Source organism: Methylobacterium sp. 142-1Y (assembly GCF_057747795.1).
This window is the reverse complement of the sequence record NZ_CM173224.1, coordinates 3576503-3591645: the sequence shown is the minus strand read 5'-3', so window position 1 is coordinate 3591645 and position 15143 is coordinate 3576503. Positions and strand designations below refer to the sequence as shown.

The following is a 15143-nucleotide window of genomic DNA, read 5'->3' as shown; positions in this document are numbered from 1 at the left end:
AGATGGCATATGTTCTCGTGCGCATCGCCAATGATGCCGATTGGCGAGCCTACCACGACATCCGGCGCTTAGTTCTGTGGGAAGAGCGCGGCCTCAGCGGCTACGACGCAAACCGTCCAGAAGAGCGGCTGCCCGATCATCATCTCCTGTTGCTGAGGTTCAATGCGCAAGCGTGCGGCACGACAAGGCTCGATGATCTGCGCGACGGAACAGGCATTGTCAGGCTCGTTGCCGTCTCCGCTAACCTTCGTAGATCGGGACATGGTCGCGTCCTCGATGCAAGGGTAGCCGCTTATGCGGGAAAGCTTGGCATTCATACCCTGTTCGTCAACTCCGCCCCGGATGCCGTGGGGTTCTACACTGCGACAGGATGGGAACGTTCCGAGAGCTATCGGCCGCAGGCGTTGGAACGTACTGACGAGTGCGTACCAATGCGCAAGACTATATTGCCCGATAGAAAATACAAGCAGCCCCCTGGATAGCCGGGGGAGTCGGCTTCGACAACGATTCTGGTTTTGCCTCAGCGCCTGTTTGAGCAGGATTTTCTACCCAACACTTGAGGCAGGCAGGATCGTCCTACCCTCTAACCTCATCCTGAGGTGTTAGCCGATTGAAAATCGGCTGACCTCGAAGGAGGGCTCCAGAGATCGCCGAGGCTTCTGGAGCCCTCCTTCGAGGCTCCTCTCAGTCGCACCTCAGGATGAGGTCCTGGGTTGGACAGAATGATATTCTGCAAAGTCGGCTGTATGTATCGAGCAGGCGCCGGGCGCGGCTCCGTCTGCTGGATCATTTCCGCGCGCCGCGCCAACAGGAAGGAGTGCCGGCAATGGCTCGCATCTCTCTCGACCAGTTGAGGGCCAACCGCCCGACCGTCAATCGCGCAAAAATCGACGCGACGACGGAAGAGGACATTCGCCGCCATATGATCGAGGATGGCGAAGATGCCGACGCGGAGCCGGTTGGCTATCGCCTCGTCTTGTCCGTCACGGCCATCCGGGAGCGTCTGGGCATGACCCAGATCGCCTTCGCGAAGGCCATCGGTGTCCCAGTCGCGACGGTCCGCAACTGGGAGCAGGGACGCAAGCAGCCGGATCCGGCAGCCCACTCGCTGCTCAGGATCGTGGCGGCTGAGCCGGAGGCGGCGTTTCGGGCGCTCGGCGTCGCCCGGTAGGCCCTCGGTTTCAAGTGATGAGATGGTCCCGCCGCCTCAGCGCCGGAAACAGCCGGCCCCACAGAGCCGCCACCGCCAGCGTCGCGACCCCACCCACCACCACCGCCGGCACCGCCCCGATGAAGGCCGCGAGCGTGCCGGATTCGAACTCGCCGAGCTCGTTCGAGGCGCCGATGAACACGGTGTTGACCGCCGCGACCCGGCCGCGCATCGCGTCCGGTGTCTCGCCCTGGACCAGGCTCTGGCGCACGTAGACGCTGACCATGTCGGCCGCCCCCGTGACGAACAGGCAGGCCATCGAGAGCGGCAGGGAGGTCGAGAGGCCGAAGCCGATCGTGGCGAGGCCGAATACCCCGACGGCGATGAGGAGTCGCGGGCCGACCCCGCGGGTCAGGGGCCGGTGGGCGAGGAGGATCGCCATCAGGACCGAGCCGAGGGCCGGCATGCTGCGCAGGAGCCCGAGGCCGAGGGGGCCGACGAACAAGACCTCCTGGGCGAAGATCGGCAGGAGCGCGGTGGCACCGCCGAGCAGCACCGCCACGAGATCCAGCGTGATGGCCCCCAGCACCACCGGCTGCGAGCGGATATAGGTGAGGCCGGCGAGCAGGGTGCCCCAGGTCACCGCCGGCCGGGTGGTGACGGCGGCAGGGCGCGGCCGGATGCCGATGATGCTGACAGCCGCCAGCGCGAAGCAGGCGGCCGCGAGGCCGAACACCACGGCCGGGCCGAGGGCGTAGAGCAGGCCGCCGAAGGCCGGTCCGGTGACCGACGCGCTCTGCCACAGCGAGGAATTGAGCGCGATGGCGCTGCCGAACTGCTCGCGCGGCACCAGGGTCGGCAGGAGGGCCTGGCTCGCCGGGTTGGCGAAGGCGCGGGCGATGCCGACCAGCACCATCAGGGCGTAGACCGGCCAGACCGGCGTCGAAGGGGAGGCCGCCAGGCCCATCAGGCCCAAGCCCGCCAGCGCCAGCAATCCGTAGGAGAGGGCAGCGACCCGGCGCCGATCGTAGGTGTCGGCGACGTGGCCGGTGACGAGTGCGCCCAGCATCGCCGGCGCGAAGCTCGCGAGACCGACGAAGCCCAGGGCCAATGCGCTGCGGGTGAGGTCGTAGACGAACCACCCCACGGCCACCGCCTGCATCTGGTAGGCCAGCCCGGTGAGGAAGCGGGCGCCGCCGAAGAGCCGGAAGTCGCGGTTGCGAAAGAGCGTCCAGCCGGACGGCGCGGGGGAGAGCATGGTGGTTCCAAACCCCGCCCGGGCGGCGGGGATTCGAGGTCGGCGCAGCCCGCCCCGAGGCGGGCCAGTGTTCAGAAGCGGCCGGAGAGGATCAGGCGAGGAGCTTGCGCATCAGCACCGAGAGGCCGAAGGCCAGGGCCGAGACGGCGATCGAGATGGTGATGTAGAGCATGCGCCGCGGCTGCTGGGACGATTCCGCCCGCACCGGCTCGACGATCATGCTGAAGAACTCGATCTGCCGGTCGGCGATCATCCGCGAGCGCTCCCGCGCCGCGATCGTCGCGGAGTAGTATTTCTCGGCACTCTTGCGCTCGGCATCGAGCTCCTCGAACCGGGTCAGCGTGGCCGAGAGCACCCGGCGCTGCTCCGGATCCTGGTTGGCCGCCTCGCGCTCGATGCGGGAGATGGTCTCGTCGAGCTGGCCGATCTGCGCCTTGAGGTCCTGGATGCTGCGGCTGTCGTCGCGCAGGTCGCGCTGGAGCAGGCTGAGCTTGACCGCCAGGTTGATGCGCTGGGTGCGGATCTCGGCGATCATCTTCAGGTTGGTGTCGTTGGACTTCTGGGCGTCGAGCACGCCGTCGCGGTTGCGCAGGTCGCGCACCGCGAGCATCACCTTGGTCAGGCGCGCCTCGGCGCGCTTCATCTCGCGCTCGCTCTCCGCCAGGGCGTCGTTGCGGGCCCGCTCCGTGAGCTGGTTCACCAGCCGCTCGCTCTCGGCCAGCACCGCCCGGTTCAGCTTCAGGGAATCGTCCGGATCGAAGGCGTTCACCGTCACCTCGACCAGGCCGGACGTCTCGACACCGACCTTCACCCGGTCGCCCCAGTAGCGGACGAGCTTCTCGATCGGCTTCTCGGGATCGAAGCGCGAGTAATGGTCGATGTCGTCGCGGGAGAACATCTGCCGCAGCGGCAGGGTGCGCTCGAGCGTCTCGACCATCGTCCGGCTCTTGATGTACTCGCCGACGATCATCGAGTCCTGGGCGATCATCTGCGACGGGATGCTCGAGGTGGTGCCGACCGCATCCGGCGTCGCCTTCTCCGCGCCGCCGATCGCCGGCCGCAGGGCGAAGCGCGCCTCGGTCACGTAGCGGTCAGACAGGTAGAGGCCGAAGAACACGGCGCTGCTCACCGACGGGATCACGAACAGGAACAGGAACAGCAGCGGGGTGACGATGTCCCGGCGCCGGTGCGCCCGGATCGTCCGGATGCTCGACTTGTTCGGGTTCGAGAAGCGCGACACCCGGGCCGCCTGCCGCAGGGCCTCGCCGATCAGCCGGGAGCGGTCGGCGGGGCTGAGCGCCTTGCCGTCCGGGTTGCGGGCATCGATCGTCATGACAGGAGGTTCCGGCTGCGGGCGGGACCGGGGCGCGGGACGCGCCGGCCGGCAGGGATGTCGGGAGGGATATCGGAGAAGGCGCGGCGCTCACTGGTTGAGGCGCTGATAGACCTCGATCGCGTCGTTGATGTCGGGATAGATCACGGCGCGGCCGTTCGCCAGCACGATCCCCTGCTGGGCGTAGTCCCGGATCGTGTCCATCGAGTGGGAGCACATGATGATGTCGGCATTGGCCCGCCGCTTGCCCCAGACCTCCTCGCAGCGCTTGGCGAAGCGCGCGTCGCCGACGCCGGTGATCTCGTCGACGATGTAGCAGTCGAACGGGATCGCCATGCTCATGCCGAAGGCGAGCCGGGCGTTCATGCCCGAGGAGTAGTTGCGGATCGGCACGTTCATGTAGTCGCCGAGCTCGGCGAAATCCTCCACGAACGCCAGCACCCGGCGCGGGTCCTCGCCGTGGATGCGGGCGACGAAGATCACGTTCTCGCGGCCGGTCATCAGCGGGTGGAAGCCGCCGCCGAAGCCGAGCGGCCAGGAGATCCGCGTGGTGCGGATCACGCGGCCCTTGGTGGGCATCTCGCACCCGGCGAGCAGCCGCAGGGTGGTGGACTTGCCGGCGCCGTTGATACCCAGGATGCCGTAGCTCACCCCCGGCTTCAGGGTCATCGACGCCTGGTCGAGGATGGTGCGGCGGTATCCGTCCGTCTTGTAGATCTTGGTGACGTTGTCGAGGCGGATCATCGTCGGGGCAGCACGCTCGAGAGGAGTGCGGCCGCCCTTCCGGACATGCGGCGGGCGGGCCGGGGGCCTGTCCGATCATGCGCCGAGCCGGCATCCGCACGGTTAACGAGACCGACCGTCGCGGCCGGCAGTGTCGGTCTCTAGGCGGAAAAAGCGGCGAATCTGAGAAAGCCGGCCCCCGGTCGCCCCGCCGCAGCCCTCCGACGATCGGACGCCAGTTTCAAGTTATTATAAAGAAGAAGCGCGCGGCGGCGCTAGGAGGCGACGGGTTTTTGGATTAAATACCGGCCTCTCTCGTATCGTTTCCGGAAAGACGCCCGTGCTGATTGCGTTCCTGATCATGCTGCGCGAGGGACTCGAGGCGGCCCTGATCGTTGGCATCATCGCCGGCTACCTCGCCCAGACCGGGCGACGGGCCTGGATGCCGGCCGTTTGGGGCGGCGTCGTGCTGGCCGCCGCGCTCTGCCTCGCCCTCGGGCTCGGGCTGCAGGCGATCGGCGCCGAGTTCCCGCAGAAGCAGCAGGAACTGGCGGAAGGGCTGATCGCACTCATGGCCGCCGGCATGCTGTGCACGATGGTGTTCTGGATGCGCAAGGCCGCCCGCTCGGTGCGGGCCGAGCTCCACGGCGCCGTCGACCACGCGCTCGAGCGGAACGGCAAGGCCAAGGATGGCAAGGTCAGGGGAGGGCTGGCGCTCGCCGTGATGGCCTTCCTGGCGGTCGGTCGCGAGGGCCTCGAATCGGTCTTCTTCCTCCTCGCGACCGTGCAGCAGGATGTCGGCTGGGGCGTGCCGGTCGGCGCGCTGCTCGGCATCGCCCTCTCGGTCGGCATCGGCATCGCGCTCGCCAAGGGCGCGGTGCGGATCGACCTGCGCCGCTTCTTCCGCTGGACCGGGGTGTTCATCCTGTTCGTCACCGCGGGCCTGCTCGCCAGCGCCCTGAAGGCCTTCCACGAGGCGGGGCTGTGGAACCACCTCCAGGCCACCGCCTTCGACCTCGGCCACGTCCTGCCCGCCGACACGGTGCTGGGCACCCTGCTCACCGGCATCTTCGGCTACCAGGAGGCGCCGGCCTGGGGCGAGGTGCTGGTCTATCTCGGCTTCCTGGTTCCGGCCCTGTGGGCCTTCCTGGCGGGCGCCCGGCCGGCCCCCGCCGTGCAGCCCCGCCACGCCTGACGCTCCCAGGGCATCGACCCAAGGGGATCGACCCAAGGGAATCGACCCCAGCGAATCGCCCCCTGGACATCGACCAAGGACATTTCCGATGACCGCCCGCTGGCCGGCCCTCGTCGCCGCGTTCCTCCTCTCCGCCGGATCCGCCTCGGCGCAAAGTCCCGAACCCGTCGCCGTGACGGTGACCGACAAGGGCTGCGAGCCCGCCGCGCTCACGGTTCCGGCCGGCAAGTCGGTGTTCAAGATCAGCAACAAGAGCCGCCGCGTCCTGGAATGGGAGATCCTCCAGGGTACGATGATCGTCGAGGAGCGGGAGAACATCATCCCGGGCTTCGTGCAGTCGCTCTCGGCGACGCTCCAGCCCGGGTCCTACGAGATGACCTGCGGGCTCCTCAGCAACCCGAAGGGCACTCTGACGGTGACGGCGGCCTCCGCCGCCGCGCCCGGCGCCCCGAATCCGATGGCTCTCGTCGGCCCGCTCGCCGCCTACAAGCTCTACGTGATGGGCGAGGTCGAGGCGTTCCACAGCCGGACCGCCGCCTTCGTGGCGGCGGTGAAGGCGGGCAGGATCGCCGAGGCCAAGACCCTCTACCCGCAGGCGCGCCGCCATTACGAGCGGATCGAGCCGGTGGCGTCGCTGTTCAACGACCTCGACAAGAGCATGGACGTGCGGGCCGACGATTTCGAGAAGAAGGACGCCGATCCGGGCTTCATCGGCTTCCATCGCCTCGAGAAGGGGCTGTGGGCCGACAACAGCACCGAAGGCCTGAGCGCCGACGCCGACCGGCTGCTGGCCGACGCCACCGAGCTGAAGCGGCGCATCGCCGACCTCACCATCCCGCCGGCCAGGATGGTGGGCGGCGCCGCCGGCCTGATCGAGGAGGTCGCGGCGACCAAGATCTCCGGCGAGGAGGACCGCTACAGCCGGACCGACCTGTGGGACTTCCACGCCAATGTCGAGGGCTCGCGCAAGATCTTCGACCTCCTGCGCCCGCTGGTGGCGTCCCGCGATCCCGACTTCGTCGCCCGCACCGAGAAGAACTTTTCGCGGGTCGAGACGCTGCTGGCGAAGTACCGGACCGAGGATGGCGGATTCGCCCCCTACGACTCTTTAAGCGACCGCGACCGCAACGCCCTGAAGGGGCCGATCACCGTGCTGGCCGAGGATCTCTCGACGTTGCGCGGCAAGCTCGGCCTGGATTGAGGCAAGTCTTATGGCCTCCTGCCCGTTCTCGACCTCCCGCCGCTTCCTGCTGCGCGGGCTCGTCGCCGGCACCGGCGCGGCCGCCACCGGCACGTTGGCCCTGGCGCCGGCCCGCGCCGCCGACGCCACGCCCTCGGCCGCCAGCGACGGCACCCTCGACCGCCAGCCGTTCCTTGGGCCCCACCAGGCCGGCATCGTCACGGCCCAGCCGGCCGCCGCCCTGTTCGTCGCTCTCGACGTGCTGGCCGAGGATCGCGGCGAACTCGCCAAGCTGTTTCGGATCCTGACCGAGCGCTTCGCCTTCCTGACCGAGGGCGGGCCGGTGCCGTCCCTCGATCCGCGCCTGCCGCCGGCCGATTCCGGCATCCTCGGGCCGCGGGTGCTGCCCGACAACTTCACCGCCACGCTCAGCGTCGGCGCGAGCCTGTTCGACGACCGCTACGGCCTGGAGGCCGCGAAGCCGCGGCACTTGCGGCCGATGGACCGCTTCCCCAACGATTCCCTCGACGGCAAGCTCTGCCACGGCGACCTGCTGCTGCAATTCTGCGCCAACACCGCCGAGACCAACCTGCATGCCCTGCGCGACGTGATCCGCCACACACCGGGCCTCGTCGCCTTGCGCTGGAAACTGGAGGGCATGCTGCCGCCCCACGTGGTCAAGCGCCAGGGGCAGGACACGGTGCGCAATTTCCTCGGCTTCAAGGACGGCACCGCCAACCTCGATGCAAGCGACGACGCGCTGATGCGCCGTCAGGTCTGGGTGCAGCCGGGAAGCGCGGAGCCGAGTTGGGCGGCGGGCGGCTCGTACCAGGTGGTGCGGATCATCCGGAACTTCGTCGAGCGCTGGGACCGCACGCCCCTGCGCGAGCAGGAGCGGATCTTCGGCCGCCACAAGGACAGCGGCGCGCCCCTGGGCGCGACCGACGAGCACACCCTGCCGGACTACGCCTCCGACCCGGCCGGCACCCGCACGCCGATGGACGCGCATATCCGTCTCGCTAACCCGCGCAACGTCGACACCGCCTCCAGCCTGATCCTGCGCCGCGGCTACAACTACTCGGCCGGGATCACCCCGTCGGGCCAGCTCGACATGGGTCTGCTGTTCTGCTGCTTCCAATCCGACCTCGAGGCCGGCTTCGTGGCGGTGCAGAACCGGCTCAACGGCGAGCCGCTGGAGGAATACATCAAGCCCGTCGGCGGCGGGTACTTCTATGCCCTGCCGGGCGTGCCGGAGCCGGGCGGGTTCCTGGGGCAGGGTTTGCTGGTCGGTGCGTGAGCGCCCGCTGTCGGCACATCGTCGGTTGCACCCTCATCCTGCCCGCGACCTCGGAGCCCGTTCGACCGGTCGCGGATATCGATCTGACGCACACGCCGACATTTCCCCACGTCATCGCGGGGCTCAGCGAAGGCGAGAACCCGGGATCGAGAAACGCTGATACGGAATCCGGAAGATCACTTCCGGATTCCGTATCATCAGCCCGCGCGGCGCCTGAGCGAAGCCGCTTTCCGCATCGCGAAGCGATCAACCGGAAAGCGTATGACGAGTCCTGAAAAGGCTGACGGCGTTCCGCTTCATCCTGCACCGTCAGCGGTCGTGGATCCCGGGTTCCGCCTTCGCGGCCCCGGGATGACATCGACGGTTTCGGTTCGTCAGCCTGCCACCAGACCCTCCGGCAGCGCCCCCGCGCAATCTGCGATGTCCCCGGCCCGGGTGATCCACACCTCGTCCCGGTGTTGCGCGATATGCGCCAGTGCCCGGCGCAGGGGCCGCAAGCGGTGCGGCTGACCGACGAGGTAGGGGTGGAGCGCGATGCCCATCACCAGCGGCGCCGCCTCGGCGCATTTCTTCATCTCCTCGAAGGTATCGACGATCATCTCGGCGAACTGTGCGCCCGAATCCTTGCGCCCGACGATGGACGGGATGTCGTTCAGCTCCTGCGGATAGGGCACCGAGAGGATGCGCCCGCCGTCGCGGGTGGCGAACCAGGTCGGCTGGTCGTCATGGCACCAGTCGAGGAGGTAGCGGTAACCGGCTTCCGCCAGCAGGTCGGGGGTCGTGCGGCTCTGCGAGATCCAGGGGCCGAGCCAGCCCGCCGGAGCTCGGCCCTCCTCCCGCGTCAGGATCGCCGTGGCCTCGGCGATCAGCGCCCGCTCCTCGTCCTCCGGCAGCGTGCCCTGGCGCTCGGCATTGGTGCGGCCATGCCCCACCACCTCGTCGCCGCGGGCGCGAAAGACGTCCATCAGGCCCGGGCACTCGGCGTAGATGCGGCTGTTCACCAGCACCGAGGCCGGCAGGGACAGCTCGTCGAACAGGTCGGCGAGGCGAAACACCCCGACGCGGTTGCCCCAGTCGCGCCAGGCGTAGTTCAGCACGTCCGGCTGCGGGCCGCCCGGCGCCAGCTCCGCCCCGAGTCCCCCGCCGAAATCGAAGCACTCGACGTTGAGGGCGACGTAGACCGCGAGCCGCTTCCCCCCGGGCCAGTCGTAGGCGGAACGGCGCGGCAGGGGGCTGTAGGCGTAGCGCCCGTGCGGGCGGGTCTCGTCGCTCATCCGTGTCTCCGTACGATCAAGGCCGAGTCCTGCGTGCTCAGGGCTGCTTGGCGGGCGGGGGCGCCTCTGCGGGTGCGGCGGGCAGGAGGATGCCCGGAACGATGGTGCCCTCCGGGCCGTACTCGCCCGCCACCGCCCGGCAGGCGGCGTCGCGGTTCTGCATCATCTGGTTCGACATCAGGGTGAAGATCGTCTGCACCTTGGCGCCGAACGGGCCGCGGGGCGGGCGCACGTCGTCGATCGTCACCTGGTAGCGCGCGAGCAGCGCCTCGAACGGCGCCGTGCCGATGCGGTAGCCGCAGACATTGGCCGCCGCGAAGATGTAGGCCGCCGTCTCCAGCGCCCGGGGCGGCGGGGCGTTGCGGATGCCCTGCGCGCCGGCTGGGCTGCAGACTTGGCCGCAGACTTGGCCGCAGAGGAGCGCGCCCATCAGGGCGAGGAGCGGGGTCGGACGCATGGCGGGGATCCTCCGGACGGTGCCGCGCGGTCTGGGGCCGGGCTTCGGCACGGTCCCGAACGTAGCGCGGCCGCGCCTGGGCGCCAGGGTGAGGGGGCTGGACCATCGTCCGGGCGGGTTGCGCCACCATGCGGCCCGCAAATCCCCGGAAACGACCCTCCGGGCTCCAATCCGCCCATGGTTGCCTCCTCGGGCCCGGGCCTCTCAGGCTTGCCGACGGCGATGGGCTGGAGGCGCTTGACCACGGTCCGCTTCCCGCTGCGGCACTCCGCCCACGCCCGCCGGCCCGGGCGGTACACGGGGCGGCCCCGCCTCCTATAACGGATGAGGGTCACGCGGCTTGCCACGCTCGCAGGGCCCCTTCGAGGACCCGCACGCCCCGTGACCTCTCCCGTCCGATGAAGCCCTTCCCCCTCCGTCGCGGCACCCTGCGCGAGCCGGGCCCCGACCTCGCCCGGCTGCCGGTGGCGCCGGACCTCACCGGCATCAACGTCGCCGAGGGCCTGCGGGCGGCGGTCGCCTTCGCGAGCATCATCCTGCTCGAATGGTGGCTGGCCTGGCCTCCGCTCCTCACCATGGCGCTCGCCGCCAACCTCACCTGTTTCTGCGACATCGGCGGGCCGATCCGGCCGCGCCTGCGGGCGCTCCTTGCCTTTGCGGGGTTGGGCGGCGTGGCCTGGGGCGCCTTCGGGGTGATGGAGGGCTACGGGCCCGCCCTGGTGCTGCCGGTGGCGCTCGTCGTCATCTTCGCTTGCACCTTCGCGCGGGTCTGGGGCGTGCCGGCCCAGACCGTCGGCAACGTGCTGGTGGTGGTGCTCTGCCTCGCCCTCGACCGGGCCCTGACGGTGCATCAGGGCGTCGTCGTCGCCGGGATGTTCTGGGCCGGCGGGCTCTGGGCCGCCTTCCTGGCCCTGGTGGTGTGGCGGCTCCATCCCTACCGTCCGGCCCATCTGGCGATCGGCGGCGTCTGGCGCGGCCTGTCGCGCCTCGCCCGCGACCTGCGCCGGCTCTCGGCCGATCCGGAGGGCACCGATCCCGCCGTGTGGGAAGCCCATGCCCGGGGCCATCGCCGGGCGGTGCGCGACGCGATCGAGACCGCCCGCACCCTGGTGCTCGATCTCGCCCGCAGCCGTGCCCGGCTCTCCGAGCGCAACGCCCGGGCGCTGATCCGGCTGGAGGCGGCCGAGCAGCTGTTCGGGGTGATGATCGCCCTGTCGGATTACCTGGAGCGCGCCACCCCGGCGCAGCGGGCGCAAGCCGCCGGCCTCCTGCGCCTGCTGCCGCCGATGCTGAAGATCCTGAGCCGAGCGATCCGCCGCGACCGGCCGGTGGACCTCCGGCGCGTCGAGCGAGCGCTCGCCCGGGCCAAGCCCGCCGCGGATGCCGATCCGGCCTATCGCCGGATGGCCGAGCGCATCCTCGACCGGGTGCGGATCGGCGCCAAGCTGTCGGGGCCGGAGGACCTGGCCGGCGGCGGCGGGCTTGCCGGCGCGCCGGCCCCGCCCTGGCGCGAGATCGTGATGCAGCCGTTGCGCGCCAACCTCACCTGGTCCTCGGCCAACCTGCGCCACGCCGTGCGGGCGACCGTGGTGGCGCTGCCGGCGCTCGCCGTCACCTTCTGGTGGCCCGGCCCCTTCACCCACTGGCTCACCATCACGGTGGTGCTGACGATGCAGCCCTTCTACGCCGCCACCTGGCAGCGGGCGCTGGAGCGCATCGGCGGCACGGTGCTGGGCGGGGTGATCGGGGCGGTGCTCGCCTTCTACGCCACCTCGCCGCCGATCCTCGCCGCCATGATGGTGCCGCTCAGCGTCATCGGCTTCGCGGCCCGGGGCGTGAGCTACGGCACCTTCATCGCCTGCCTGACGCCGCTCGTCGTGGTGCTGGTGGAACTCGTCGAGCCCGGGCACTCGTCCTGGGAGATCGTCGGGATGCGGGCCCTGTTCACGGTGCTCGGCGGCGCGGTGGCGGTGCTGGCCGGCCTGCTGCTGTGGCCGCTCTGGGAGCCCGGCCGCGTGCGCGATGCGCTGCGCACCGCCCTCCAGACCCATGCCCGCTACGCCGAGGCGGTCGTCGCCGAGCGGCTCGGGGAGGGCACGCCCGGTGCCGCCGAGGTCGCGGCCCGGGCGGCGGGGCTCGCCAGCAACAACCTCGAAGCCGCGCTCTCGCGTGCCCTTCAGGAACCGATGCGCCGCGGCCGTTCCCGGATCGAGGCCGCGATGGTCGCCGACGCCACGCTCCGCCGCATGGCCGGGCGCCTTTCGATCCTGCGCCACGAGCCCGAGCCGGCGGGAGCGGAGGCCGCTTCGTGGCGCACCTGGCGCGACTGGCTCTCGCAGGCCCTCGCGGCGACGGCAGCCGGCGACAGGCCGCCGCCCAAGCCCGAGGGAGCGGACTCGGCGGCCTTCGGGCGCATCGCCGCGCAGGTCGAGCTCTTGGCCGGGACGTTGCGGCGGGCGGGGATCGGTGCGCGGGAGGCGGGCGTGCCGCCGGGCGAGGAGGCGCCCTTCAAGCCTGGCGCGTCGTGAGTGGAGACGCAGGTACGCCTGCGGCGCTGCGTATCCTGGCGACCCGGTGCCGTGCCCTCGGAGCCGAGGAAGGGTCTTTCATGCGTCGAGTTTTCATGCATAAATAAATACACACGGAACGTGCGATGCCCAAGGTCGAGACGGATGCTCGGGCGATCGTCGCTCGCCTGCTGGCAGAAGGCTGGTTCAGCGAAGGCGGGGCGAAGCATGAAAAGTTCGCTCATCCGCAGCGGCCCGGCGTGAAGATCATGGTGCCCCGTCATCGGGTGCTGACGCCCGGCGTCGCCCGGGTCATCGCCAAGGCTGCCGGCTGGATCTGAGTGAGGACGAGATGCCCCGCTACATCGCCCTGATCGATGGCGAGCCCGGCGGCTATGGAGCTGCCTTTCCGGATTGCCCCGGCTGCACCGCCATGGGAGCGACGATCGACGAGGCCATCGCCCATGCCGGGGAAGCGTTGCGCGAATGGATCGGCGACCGCCTGGTCGCCGGCCTCGCCGCGCCGGAGCCGCGCAGCGCCGACGCCCTCCTGGCCGACCCGCAGGAGGCGGAGGCCGTGGCGGAGGCGATCCTGGTCGCGACCGTGCCGCTCGTCCTCGACGAGGGCCGGTCCGTCCGGGTGAACCTCTCGCTCGATGCCGGCGCCCTCGCGATGATCGACCAGGCCGCCCGCGAGCGCGGCGTGACGCGCTCGGCGTTCCTCGTGTCGGCGGCGCGAGACAAGATCATGGCCGACGGATAATCCTCACCCCCGCCGCAGCAGGAACACCCCCTGCGTGCCGACGAGGTTCCACACCCACCACGGCAAGGCGAAGCGCATCGGGTGTCCCGAGGCGTCGAGCGCCGAGGCGCGCTCGATCCGGGCGCCGACGAGGCGGCACAACCCGACGAAGTCGCGGATCGTGCAGTGGTGGATGTTCGGGGTCGCGTACCAGGGATCGGGCAGGGTGTCGGTCATCGGCATCCGGCCGCGCAGCAGCAATTCGCTGCGCACCCGCCAATGGCCGAAATTCGGGAACGACACGATCGCGTGGCGACCGATCCGCAAGAGGTGCTCCAGCACCTCCTTGGGCTGGCGCGTCGCCTGGATCGTCTGCGACAGGATCACGTAGTCGAAGGCGTCGTCCGGGTAGGCCGCGAGGTCGGTGTCGGCGTCGCCCTGGATCACCGGCAGGCCGTGGGCGAGGCAGGCATTGACGCCCTCGCGCGACAATTCGATGCCGCGGCCGTCGACGCCGCGCCGGTCGCGCAGGAGCGCGAGCAGCGAGCCGTCGCCGCAGCCGACGTCGAGCACCCGGGAGCCGGGCTCGACGAGGTTCAGCATCACCAGGTGGTCGATGCGCGAGGAGCCGGTGGCGTCCTGGGGCAGGATCGCCGGGGCGAGGGGGGCGGAGGCGTTCACAGGCCGCGCTCCCGGGCTGCCGCCGCGATGAAGCCCTTGGCCGCCGAGATCATCGCCGGCTCGTCGAGCAGGAAGGCGTCGTGGCCCTTGTCGCTCTCGACCTCGACGAAGGCGACCGGGGCCGCCGCGGCGTTCAGCGCGTGGACGATCGCCCGCGAATCGGCGGTCGGAAACAGCCAGTCGGAGGTGAAGGACATGATGCAGAACCGGGTCTTGGTGCCCCGGAAGGCGTTGGCGAGCACGCCGCCATGGTCGGCGGCGAGGTCGAAATAGTCCATCGCCCGGGTGAGGTAGAGGTAGGCGTTGGCGTCGAAGCGCTCGACGAAGGTGATGCCCTGGTGGCGCAGGTAGCTCTCGATCTGGAAGTCGGCGTCGAACGAGAAGGTCGGGGCGTCCCGGTCCTGGAGCCGGCGGCCGAACTTGCGGTGGAGCGCGGGCTCGGACAGGTAGGTGATGTGGGCGCCCATCCGGGCGACGCCGAGCCCCTTGGCGGGGCGCGTGCCGACATCGAGGTAGCGCCCGCCATGCCAGTTCGGATCGGCCAGGATCGCCTGCCTTCCGACCTCGTGGAAGGCGATGTTCTGGGCCGAGTGGCGGGCGCCGGTGGCGATCGGCATCGCGGAAAAGACCCGCTCGGGGTAGCTCGCCGCCCATTGCAGCACCTGCATCCCGCCCATCGAGCCGCCGATGCACAGGAACAGGTCCTTGATGCCGAGCCGGTCGAGCAGCATCGCCTGGCCGCGGACCATGTCGCGGATCGTCACCAGCGGGAAATCGAGCCCGTAGGCCCGGCCAGTCGCCGGATCGAGCGAGGCCGGGCCTGTCGTGCCCATGCACGACCCGACCACGTTGGCGCAGATCACGAAGTAGCGGTCGGTATCGACCGGCTTGCCGGGCCCGACCAGGCGATCCCACCAGCCGCCCTTGCCGGTCACCGGATGGGTGTTGGCGACGTGCTGGTCGCCGGTCAGCGCGTGGCAGACCAGGACCGCGTTGCTGCGCGCCTCGTTGAGGGTACCGGCGGTCTGGTAGGCGATCTGCCACGGCGCCAGGTCCACGCCCGCATCCATCGCCAGCGGCGCATCGGCTCCGAACCGGGCGACGGGGCTCGTCGGCTCGACCGCCTGGGACGCGGGATCGATGCCGGGCTTGAGGAGTGGTGTGGCCATGCTTCTCACGGGGCTGTCGCCGGGCGGCGGGCTTGAGACGAGGCTTTGGCAAAATCCGGAAGCGGCTCGTTCTCCAAACCGGACCGGCCGTTAAAGCGTCCAAAAATTCCGCTTCAACGGACGAAAGAGGTAGGGCTTCGCTGTCGCGCCGTCAATCGACGGGAGGGCTTTCTCCGG

The 15143-nt window shown here is 70.1% G+C and carries 15 protein-coding genes; 8 read left to right on the top strand and 7 right to left on the bottom strand.

Annotated features, from left to right (window positions below; translation table 11 throughout):
• Nucleotides 1-17 precede the first annotated feature (17 nt).
• Together AC3AOF_RS16385 and AC3AOF_RS16380 are read left to right on the top strand one after the other, a co-directional pair.
• Nucleotides 18-482, top strand: coding sequence for a GNAT family N-acetyltransferase (locus AC3AOF_RS16385; RefSeq protein WP_236989840.1), 465 nt, complete (start codon nucleotides 18-20; stop codon nucleotides 480-482).
• A gap of 344 nt (nucleotides 483-826) precedes the next feature.
• Nucleotides 827-1171, top strand: coding sequence for a helix-turn-helix domain-containing protein (locus AC3AOF_RS16380; RefSeq protein WP_236989841.1), 345 nt, complete (start codon nucleotides 827-829; stop codon nucleotides 1169-1171).
• A gap of 10 nt (nucleotides 1172-1181) precedes the next feature.
• Here the strand turns inward: AC3AOF_RS16380 and AC3AOF_RS16375 are convergent, their stop codons facing one another.
• The 3 genes from AC3AOF_RS16375 to AC3AOF_RS16365 form a co-directional block, all read right to left on the bottom strand.
• Nucleotides 1182-2408, bottom strand: coding sequence for an MFS transporter (locus AC3AOF_RS16375; protein ID WP_488345908.1), 1227 nt, complete (start codon nucleotides 2406-2408; stop codon nucleotides 1182-1184).
• A gap of 91 nt (nucleotides 2409-2499) precedes the next feature.
• Nucleotides 2500-3741 (bottom strand): KpsE/RkpR family capsule polysaccharide export protein, encoded by a 1242-nt coding sequence (locus tag AC3AOF_RS16370; protein WP_236989843.1) that lies wholly within the window; start codon nucleotides 3739-3741, stop codon nucleotides 2500-2502.
• Between the two features lie 90 nt (nucleotides 3742-3831).
• Nucleotides 3832-4485, bottom strand: coding sequence for an ABC transporter ATP-binding protein (locus tag AC3AOF_RS16365; RefSeq protein WP_236989844.1), 654 nt, complete (start codon nucleotides 4483-4485; stop codon nucleotides 3832-3834).
• A 319-nt stretch (nucleotides 4486-4804) separates the two neighbouring features.
• Between AC3AOF_RS16365 and efeU the strand changes: the two genes are divergently transcribed.
• The 3 genes from efeU (at nucleotide 4805) to efeB (ending at nucleotide 8136) form a co-directional block, all read left to right on the top strand.
• The gene (gene efeU / locus AC3AOF_RS16360) at nucleotides 4805-5659 is read left to right on the top strand and encodes an iron uptake transporter permease EfeU (RefSeq protein ID WP_236989845.1); all 855 of its coding nucleotides are present in this window, start codon (nucleotides 4805-4807) and stop codon (nucleotides 5657-5659) included.
• Between the two features lie 88 nt (nucleotides 5660-5747).
• Complete coding sequence (gene efeO, locus AC3AOF_RS16355) at nucleotides 5748-6860, top strand: iron uptake system protein EfeO (protein WP_488345907.1); 1113 nt, start codon at nucleotides 5748-5750, stop codon at nucleotides 6858-6860.
• A 10-nt stretch (nucleotides 6861-6870) separates the two neighbouring features.
• Nucleotides 6871-8136, top strand: coding sequence for an iron uptake transporter deferrochelatase/peroxidase subunit (gene efeB / locus AC3AOF_RS16350; protein WP_488345906.1), 1266 nt, complete (start codon nucleotides 6871-6873; stop codon nucleotides 8134-8136).
• Nucleotides 8137-8510: 374 nt separating this feature from the next.
• On the opposite strand, the gene AC3AOF_RS16345 is transcribed toward efeB, so the two are convergent.
• Nucleotides 8511-9410, bottom strand: a complete 900-nt coding sequence (locus tag AC3AOF_RS16345; RefSeq protein ID WP_236989848.1) for a polysaccharide deacetylase family protein — start codon at nucleotides 9408-9410, stop codon at nucleotides 8511-8513.
• A gap of 37 nt (nucleotides 9411-9447) precedes the next feature.
• Nucleotides 9448-9867 (bottom strand): hypothetical protein, encoded by a 420-nt coding sequence (locus tag AC3AOF_RS16340; RefSeq protein ID WP_236989849.1) that lies wholly within the window; start codon nucleotides 9865-9867, stop codon nucleotides 9448-9450.
• A 398-nt stretch (nucleotides 9868-10265) separates the two neighbouring features.
• Between AC3AOF_RS16340 and AC3AOF_RS16335 the strand changes: the two genes are divergently transcribed.
• The 3 genes from AC3AOF_RS16335 to AC3AOF_RS16325 all read left to right on the top strand — a co-directional run bounded on the left by AC3AOF_RS16335 (nucleotide 10266) and on the right by AC3AOF_RS16325 (nucleotide 13137).
• Nucleotides 10266-12395, top strand: coding sequence for an FUSC family protein (locus AC3AOF_RS16335; protein ID WP_488345905.1), 2130 nt, complete (start codon nucleotides 10266-10268; stop codon nucleotides 12393-12395).
• A 125-nt stretch (nucleotides 12396-12520) separates the two neighbouring features.
• Nucleotides 12521-12715 carry a type II toxin-antitoxin system HicA family toxin gene (locus tag AC3AOF_RS16330; protein WP_236989851.1) on the top strand — a complete coding sequence of 65 codons (195 nt, stop codon included), beginning with the start codon at nucleotides 12521-12523 and terminating at the stop codon, nucleotides 12713-12715.
• A gap of 11 nt (nucleotides 12716-12726) precedes the next feature.
• Entirely contained in the window at nucleotides 12727-13137 is a 411-nt protein-coding gene (locus AC3AOF_RS16325; RefSeq protein ID WP_236989852.1) for a type II toxin-antitoxin system HicB family antitoxin, read from the top strand.
• 3 nt (nucleotides 13138-13140) lie between these two features.
• On the opposite strand, the gene metW is transcribed toward AC3AOF_RS16325, so the two are convergent.
• A complete protein-coding gene (gene metW / locus AC3AOF_RS16320; RefSeq protein ID WP_488345904.1) occupies nucleotides 13141-13797 on the bottom strand; it encodes a methionine biosynthesis protein MetW in 657 nt (218 codons plus the stop codon).
• Entirely contained in the window at nucleotides 13794-14966 is a 1173-nt protein-coding gene (gene metX / locus AC3AOF_RS16315) for a homoserine O-acetyltransferase MetX (protein WP_488345903.1), read from the bottom strand. The genes metW and metX overlap by 4 nt, the downstream gene beginning before the upstream one ends.
• Nucleotides 14967-15143 lie beyond the last annotated feature (177 nt).